The 7,907-nt window shown below is 62.0% G+C and carries 9 protein-coding genes; 7 read left to right on the top strand and 2 right to left on the bottom strand.

All coding sequences use genetic code 11. From position 1 onward, the window contains the following. Window positions 1-230: transposase (locus DL86_RS05585; protein ID WP_156964490.1), on the top strand; the 230-nt coding region annotated here is incomplete at its 5' end. A gap of 168 nt (window positions 231-398) precedes the next feature. On the opposite strand, the gene msrP is transcribed toward DL86_RS05585, so the two are convergent. Next, the gene (gene msrP / locus DL86_RS05580; RefSeq protein ID WP_036259045.1) at window positions 399-1,355 is read right to left on the bottom strand and encodes a protein-methionine-sulfoxide reductase catalytic subunit MsrP; all 957 of its coding nucleotides are present in this window, start codon (window positions 1,353-1,355) and stop codon (window positions 399-401) included. Window positions 1,356-1,688: 333 nt separating this feature from the next. Between msrP and DL86_RS05575 the strand changes: the two genes are divergently transcribed. From DL86_RS05575 to DL86_RS05555, 5 genes are all read left to right on the top strand, one after another. Next, entirely contained in the window at window positions 1,689-2,564 is an 876-nt protein-coding gene (locus DL86_RS05575) for an S-methyl-5'-thioadenosine phosphorylase (RefSeq protein WP_036259044.1), read from the top strand. Next, complete coding sequence (locus tag DL86_RS05570; protein ID WP_036259042.1) at window positions 2,561-3,100, top strand: adenine phosphoribosyltransferase; 540 nt, start codon at window positions 2,561-2,563, stop codon at window positions 3,098-3,100. Before DL86_RS05575 ends, DL86_RS05570 begins: the two co-directional genes overlap by 4 nt. A 100-nt stretch (window positions 3,101-3,200) precedes the next feature. Continuing rightward, on the top strand, window positions 3,201-3,914 hold the full coding sequence (gene rph / locus DL86_RS05565; protein ID WP_036259039.1) for a ribonuclease PH: 714 nt from the start codon (window positions 3,201-3,203) through the stop codon (window positions 3,912-3,914). 1 nt (window position 3,915) lies between these two features. Beyond that, on the top strand, window positions 3,916-4,542 hold the full coding sequence (rdgB, locus tag DL86_RS05560; protein ID WP_036259036.1) for an RdgB/HAM1 family non-canonical purine NTP pyrophosphatase: 627 nt from the start codon (window positions 3,916-3,918) through the stop codon (window positions 4,540-4,542). Window positions 4,543-4,752: 210 nt separating this feature from the next. Next, window positions 4,753-5,058, top strand: coding sequence for a hypothetical protein (locus DL86_RS05555; RefSeq protein WP_036259034.1), 306 nt, complete (start codon window positions 4,753-4,755; stop codon window positions 5,056-5,058). Window positions 5,059-5,177: 119 nt separating this feature from the next. On the opposite strand, the gene DL86_RS05550 is transcribed toward DL86_RS05555, so the two are convergent. Further along, on the bottom strand, window positions 5,178-6,056 hold the full coding sequence (locus tag DL86_RS05550; protein ID WP_036259033.1) for a hypothetical protein: 879 nt from the start codon (window positions 6,054-6,056) through the stop codon (window positions 5,178-5,180). 356 nt (window positions 6,057-6,412) lie between these two features. Here DL86_RS05550 and hemW point away from each other — a divergent pair, with 356 nt between their 5' ends. Continuing rightward, window positions 6,413-7,588, top strand: a complete 1,176-nt coding sequence (hemW, locus tag DL86_RS05545; RefSeq protein ID WP_036259032.1) for a radical SAM family heme chaperone HemW — start codon at window positions 6,413-6,415, stop codon at window positions 7,586-7,588. Window positions 7,589-7,907: the final 319 nt, after the last annotated feature.

The following is a 7,907-nucleotide window of genomic DNA, read 5'->3' as shown; positions in this document are numbered from 1 at the left end:
AAAAAATGCAAGCCCGCCTTGAACATCGGCCAGACGCCATGCTGATCCGCAGGCAGACCGTCGAGCACCCCTTCGGCACACTGAAATCATGGATGGGAAGCGCGCACTTCCTCACCAAGACCCTCGAAAAGGTGCGAACAGAGATGAGCTTTCACATTCTGGCGTATAACATAAAAAGAATGATCCGGATCTTCGGCGTCGGACCGCTGCTTGAGGCGATGCGCGCGTAATCGCTCGGTTCAATCCGTCTGCCTTCAATTACCGGAAAGTCCGGCCCGTCATAATCGCCGGCGAACACACCGCGTTTTTACACGACCTCGGTCGAAAGCCGAAATTCAAACCGAGACGTTGCCTGAGCTTGGGCCCGTAACCTCTGAAATGGCGCAAATAGCGCAGGGTCAGATGAACAGCCGCTCATTTTCGAGCCCGGCGTAGAGCCCCGCGACATAGTCGCCATAGCCGTTGAAGATCTGGGTCGGACGCCGCTCGCGCGAGCCCAAGACCTCCTCGCTCGCCTGACTCCAGCGCGGATGCGGCACGGCGGGGTTCACATTCGCCCAAAAGCCGTATTCGGAAGGCCCCAACTGCTCCCAAAAGGTCTTTGGCCGCTCCTCGACGAAGGAGATCCGGGTGATCGATTTGATCGATTTGAAGCCATATTTCCACGGCGTCGCCAGCCGCAGCGGCGCGCCGAATTGTTTTCCCAACGGCTTGCCATAGGCGCCGGTGACGAGAAACGCGAGATCATTGGCGGCTTCCGCCATGGTCAGGCCCTCGACATAGGGCCAGGGATACCAGAATTGCCGCTGTCCCGGCGCCATCACCCGGTCCAGAAAGGTTTCGAACCGGACATATTTGGCCGAGGCGAGCGGTTGCGCGGCCTCAATCAGGGCGCGCAAGGGAAACCCGGTCCAAGGCACGGCCATCGCCCAGGCCTCGACGCAGCGGTGGCGGTAGAGCCGCTCTTCCAGCGGCATCGCCTTGACGAGATCGTCGATGGCGATGGTTTGCGGCTTCTCGATGAGACCATCGATCTTGATCGACCAGGGCCGGATTTTGAGCGCTTGGGCGGCGTCGAAAATGTCCTTGCCGCTGCCGAATTCATAAAAATTATTATAGTGCGAATTGACCGTCTCCGGCGTCACCGGACGATCCAGCGTGAAGGCCTCATTGCGCTTGGCCGGATAGAGCGCGAGGGAGGGATCGGGCGCGGCGAAGGCCTCCCTTAAGCCTAAACCTACCGCCGCGGCCGCAACGGCGCCGCCTTTCAGAAGCGTTCGGCGGTCGAAAAAAAGCGACTCGGGCGTCGCTTCGCTTTCGCGAATTTCCCATCCCTTCCGGCGGCGGATGAACATGCGGCTTCTCCTTAAGGCGCATCGGGGTCCTTAACCTACATACGAAGCCGCGCGCCTTATTGTTACATCCCAATGAGAATAAGGGGCCGGCGCGCGCGCGGCCAATCACGAGGCTGCGAGCTTGCGCGCCTGGAGCCGGATGATTTTGGACGAAATCGCAACGCGATCTCGTCCAAAGTCTTAAATCCGCCTCTCCTCAAAGTGTTAGAGCATGATGTCGTCCGAAAACCGGTTTCCACTTTTCGGCATCATGCTCTACGAAGCATCAATCGTTTTGCTTGCATGACGGCCTCGCGCCGTTAAAACTGCGGCGCTTAAGAGGCCGGAGCGGGCATGACGAAAGCGATTGTGGGGATCATCGGCGGGTCGGGCGTCTACGCGCTGCCGGGTTTGACCGATATGCGCGAGGAGCGGGTCGCGACGCCTTGGGGCGAGCCCTCCGACGCGCTGCATTTCGGCAGGATTGGAGAAACCGAGGCGGTCTTCCTGCCCCGGCATGGGCGCGGCCATAAATTGTCTCCCTCGGGGATCAATTACCGCGCGAATATCGACGCGCTGAAACGCGCCGGCGTCACCGACATTGTCTCGGTTTCCGCCTGCGGCTCGTTCAAGCAGGATCTTTACCCCGGCCTTTTCGTGCTGGTCGATCAATTCGTCGACCGGACATTTTCGCGGCAGAGTTCGTTTTTCGGCAATGGCTGCGTCGCCCATGTCTCGATGGCTCATCCCGTCGCGCCCTTGTTGCGGCAAAGGATCGCGGCGGCGGCTTCGGCCGAAAACATTCCCTTCGTCTCCGGCGGGACGTATATCTGCATGGAGGGGCCGCAATTTTCTTCGCTCGCGGAATCCCAGGGCTACAAAGCGGCGGGCTATGATGTGATCGGCATGACTGCGTTGCCTGAAGCCAAGCTCGCCCGCGAGGCCGAAATATCCTATGCGACGATCGCGATGGTCACCGATTTCGATTGCTGGCATCCCGAGCATGATGATGTCGATGTCGCCTCCGTCATCAAAATCGTCCAGGCCAATGCGGGCGCCGCCGCGCGGCTTCTGGCGCGGCTGTTGCTGGACTTCCCTCAAGAACACGAAGCCTGTCCCATCGGCTCGGACCGGGCGCTCGATAATGCGGTTCTGACGGCGCCGCCGGCGCGGGATCCCGATCTCATGAAAAAGCTGGAGGCGATCATGCAACGGGTCGATCGGTCATGACGCTTGATTTCGATCTCAAGAATTCGATCCGCACGATCCCCGATTATCCCAAGCCCGGCATCCTGTTCCGGGACATTACGACATTGCTCGGAGACGCCCGCGCCTTTCGCCGCGCCATCGACGAATTGGTGCAGCCCTGGTCCGGCGGCAAGATTGACAAGGTCGCCGGCATGGAGGCGCGCGGATTCATTCTGGGCGGCGCCGTCGCGCATCAGCTGTCGGCCGGTTTCGTGCCGATCCGCAAGAAAGGCAAGCTGCCGCACACCAAGGTGTCGATCGCCTATTCGCTCGAATATGGGCTCGACGAAATGGAAATGCACGACGACGCCGTCGCGCCCGGCGAACGCGTGATTCTCGTCGACGATCTCATCGCGACCGGCGGGACGGCGACGGGCGCGGTGGGATTATTGAAGAAGATCGGCGCCGATGTCGTCGCGGCTTGTTTCGTGATTGATCTGCCCGATCTCGGCGGCGCCAAGAAGATCGAGGCTTTGGGCGTTCCGGTGCGGACGCTCATCTCTTTCGAGGGACATTGATCACGCCGCCGACTGGAAGCGGCCTTCCGTCACAAATGCCCATGGTTGCGCAAAAACGCGTGAGCCACTAGAAGCGACGCTCACCGCAACGGGGATTTTCATGCGTCCTTCTCATCGCGCCGCCGACGAATTGCGCCCGGTCACGCTCGAACGCAATGTCGCGCGCTATGCCGAAGGCTCCTGCCTGATCAAGTTTGGCGGCACGCATGTGCTCTGCACCGCTTCCCTTGAAGACAAGCCGCCGGCCTGGCTGCGCGGTCAGGGACGCGGCTGGGTCACCGCCGAATACGCCATGCTGCCGCGCGCGACGCACACGCGCACCCGGCGTGAATCGACCTCCGGCAAGCAATCCGGCCGCACCCAGGAGATTCAGCGCCTCATCGGCCGCAGTCTTCGCGCGGTCACCAATCTTCAGGCTTTGGGCGAACGCCAGATCACCCTCGATTGCGACGTGCTTCAAGCCGATGGGGGGACGCGAACCGCGTCGATCACCGGCGCCTGGGTCGCCTTGCATGATTGCGTCAAATGGATGCGGGGGCGCTCGATCATCAAGGATCATCCTCTGCGCGACCAGGTCGCCGCGATTTCCTGCGGCATTTCGAATGGGGAAGCCGTGCTCGATCTCGATTATGCGGAGGATTCCGCCGCCGAGACCGACGCCAATTTCGTCATGACCGGCGCAGGTTCCCTGGTCGAGGTGCAGGCGACGGCCGAGGCCGCGGTGTTCAGCGACGTTCAATTGCAGGCGATGATGGCGCTGGCCAAGGCCGGCATATCGCAGCTCGTCGAGCTGCAGAAAAACGCGGTCGCCTGACATGGCGCACCGGCTGGAGGGAAAACTCGTCATCGCTACGCATAATCCCGGCAAGCTCAAGGAAATGCGCGAACTCCTCGACTTTTTCGGCGTCGACGCGGTTTCGGCCGGCGATCTCGGCCTGCCGGAGCCCGAGGAAACCGGCGCGACTTTCGCCGCCAATGCGGAGCTGAAAGCCCGCGCGGCGGCGGCCGGGGCGAAGCTCCCGGCGCTCGCCGATGATTCAGGCCTCTGCGTCGAAGCGCTCGATGACGCGCCGGGCATTTACTCGGCGCGCTGGGCCGGGCCCTCGCGCGATTTTGCGGTGGCGCGGGCCAAAGTCGAGGAAGCCTTGCAAAATGTTGGCGCGCGCGCCCCGTTCAGGGCGCATTTCGTTTGCGTGCTGACGCTCGCCTTTCCAGACGGCGAGACGCAAAATTTCGAGGGCAAGGTGTTCGGCGAACTGGTTTTCCCGCCGCGCGGCGACCTCTGGTTCGGCTATGATCCGATTTTCCGGCCGGAAAATGCGGTCAAGACTTTCGGCGAAATGTCCTCGACGGAAAAACACGGCATCCCCGCCGATGGGTCGCCAGCCTTGTCGCACCGCGGCAGAGCTTTCCAGGCCTTCGCCCGCGCCTGTCTCGAATAGGCTTTCCCGCTAGAGCATTTTCGAGCGAAGTGGATACCAGTTCGCGTTAAGAAAATGCGACGAAATAAAGAGCTAGAGCTGCTTTCCGATTCTGCCGCATTCGAAAGCGCTCTAGACGATTCCCAAGTTATGCGGCTTGATTTCCCGCCCTTCGCGCAATATCATATTGCAGTGCAATAAAGTTGCGTCCGCCCTGAAGGAAGGCTGGAAATGTCTGCGGTCTGGAACACGAAATACGGTTCGCGACGGGTGCGATATGATCCGCCAACCCTGAAGGAGGCGATTATCGCGGCGCAGGGATTGACCGACCAGTTGCTCCAGCAGGTCGAGATCGCCGCCGCGCTCATGGATCTGCCGGTCGAGGAAGTGCGCGCCGTATTGTTGAAGGCGGCGCCCTCGCGCAAGAGCGAGCAGATCGTGACGTCGAGCGGCCGCGAAAGGACCCCCCGGACGGTGGTCGTCGAACGCAAGACGAGCCGGCGGGTCGCAGCCGGAACGCGGTTGGTCCGTCCCTGACGCTCTCGCTTAAATGGGGGCGCCGGAAGGGTTGGAGCGCGCTTTTTTCTAGCGCGCTTCCCGATCAGATGGACCCGTCTGATCGGGAAGCGCTCAGATTCAACGAGTTAGAACATGTTCTAGCGGCCGAATTCCGCATAGCCCCGGAAGCCGGGCGGGAGGATTGGCTGCGCCCCGGTGATGATCCTGGGCAAGGGTGCCGGCGTCAGCCGGCGCTGATAGGAGAACGCCAGGCTCATCGGCCGAGGCGGCGGCGCGGGAACATTGGCGGCTTGAACCTCTGTTTGGGCGTCGGGCGCCGGCGCGCCTGACGGCGCTAATTGTCGCGCCGCTTCCAACGCGGCTTGCGCTGGCGGCGCGGCTTCGAGCGCCGCGAATTCAGCCGGCCGCGCCGGCGGCAAAGGCGGGACCGCCGGCAGCGCTTCGGACGATGTGGGCTTCGCCGCTGGCGCCGCCGTCGGGGCGGATCGCGCCATATCGGTTCGCTCGCTCGATCCGCCAAAGGCCGCCAGCATATTGCGCATCAGGCCGCCAAACAGCGAGCCTTGCTCGGCAGGCGGAGGGGCGGCCTCGATCCGCGCTGGCGGCGCCTTGCGCGGCGCGGCGGAAGCGACCATAACGCGCTGTCCGGTGCAATCCCGGACGCCGAGCGCGATCAATTCGCTCCCCCTCAAGACCTTGTAGTCACGGGTGAGGCCGCCAAGCCGGGCCCGGACGGCGGGCGGGTAGGAATCGAACAGCTGCTGGGAGACATTCGCATCGGTTTGCCGATTGCGCGGATCATAGGCGAGGTGGAATTTCAGCGTGCTGTCGGGATAGACGCAGACGTTGGGCAGGCTGAGCGCCAGGGTGCAAGCGGAGCGGCACTCATGCAGCCTGACTTCGCGATCCGAGGCGCGATAAAGTTCGGTTTGACTCTGATAATCGGTGACAAGACCGCCGACGTCCTTCATGACGATGACGGGCGCCGGCATCGGCGGCGGAGCGAGATAACTCAATCTTCACCTACTCTGGATTCTTACCTACGCAACTGGGATTCATTTCGAAGCTATCGAAACGTGGTGAACGCATTCTTAAGCAATTGCGCCGATTCTTCGGCGTGAGCATGGTCATCGAAACCCTGCCCTGAGCCGCGATCCTAGTTTCGAATCTGCGGCAAAATATGGCGCGACTTTGACCGCGCCGTTTTGGGCCCGCGCGCATGCGTGGACGCGATCCGCGGGGGCAGATGGAAAGCGCTCGCGGCTTGGCGCGACGCGTGATTGCAAGAGACGCATGATGTCTTGCAGGAAAACGGGCCTCTTTTTGCAGATCGAGCTTCACAGGCGGCGGCTGCGGAACGGCGGGACATAAGATGACGAAGGCTGCACGAACAAATATCGCCGCGGACCCGGGCTTCGGGATCTATGTGCATTGGCCGTTCTGCCTCTCGAAATGTCCCTATTGCGATTTCAATAGCCATGTCCGCGCGCAACCGGTCGACCAGGACCGCTTCGTCGCGGCCTATCGGATGGAGCTCGCCCATCGCGCCGGGCTGACCCCCGGGCGCACAGTGTCTTCGATCTTTTTTGGCGGCGGCACGCCGTCCTTGATGAAGCCCGCGACAGTCGCCGCCATACTCGACGCCATCGCGGAATATTGGCCGATCGCCCAGCGCGCGGAGATCACGCTCGAGGCCAATCCGACCAGCGTCGAGGCGGAGCGCTTTCGCGGTTTTCGCGCCGCTGGAGTCAATCGCGTCTCCCTCGGCGTCCAGGCGCTCAACGACGCCGATCTGAAAGCGCTCGGACGCATGCATACGGCGGCCGAGGCGATGGCGGCGGTGGAGCTCGCCGCATCGATCTTCGAACGCTATTCGTTCGATCTGATCTATGCCCGGCCCGGTCAAACGGTGAAGGGATGGCGCGCTGAATTGGAGCAGGGAATTCTGCGCGCGCGCGATCATCTCTCGCTCTATCAGCTGACGATCGAACCCGATACGATGTTCGAGCGGCTGCGCGACCACGGCAAGCTGGCGATCCCCGACGCCGATCTTGGCCGCGACCTCTGGGACGCGACGCAAGAGGCGATGTCGAAAGCGGGGCTTCCCGCATATGAAATTTCCAATCATGCCCGGCCCGGCGCGGAAAGCCGGCATAATCTCATCTATTGGCGCTATGGCGAATATGCCGGCGTTGGCCCTGGCGCGCATGGTCGAATCGCGACGCCAAAGGGACGCCGGGCGCAGGCGACGGAGAGTCATCCCGAAATGTGGCTGACCGTGGTCGAGACCGAGGGCCATGCGCTGGTCGAGGATGAGTTCCTATCCTCCGAAGAGCAGGGCGATGAGTTCTTGCTGATGGGATTGCGTCTTGCCGAAGGCATCGAGCCGACCCAGTTCCAGGCGATGTCGGGCCGCAGCCTCGATCCCCGCCGGGTCGCCTCGCTGATCGCCGACGGCATGGTCGAATATACGCCGCATGGGCGCATCAGAGTCAGCGCCGAAGGATTTCCGGTGCTCGACGCCGTCGTCGCCGATCTCGCCGCCTGAGCATCATTGGCCGCTTGTCTTAACGCGACGAAGCGATCGCTCCTAATCCTTGACTGCATCACGAGAATTAAGCCCGATTCGCGGCGAAATCTGAAAAATAGTCGAGGTTGCGGGCAGGGCGTCCCGCCGATTTCCTTGCAAGGCGAGAAAATCTCGACAGCAGGAAAAAGCGCCATTTCCAGAGTGCGCGCGCACGTCCTCGATAGCGCGCGAACGCCCATCCGCGCCGGCCATCTCGCGCGCCGACACAAGGTCGCCACATTCGCCGACTTAGCTTGAGCCGTAACCATGAATGCAAATTTATGGGCGAGTTCATCAA

The organism is Methylocapsa aurea (assembly GCF_000746085.1).
GTDB lineage: Bacteria > Pseudomonadota > Alphaproteobacteria > Rhizobiales > Beijerinckiaceae > Methylocapsa > Methylocapsa aurea.
Note: the sequence above shows the minus strand (reverse complement) of the source record. Positions and strands in the feature narration are given on the sequence as shown.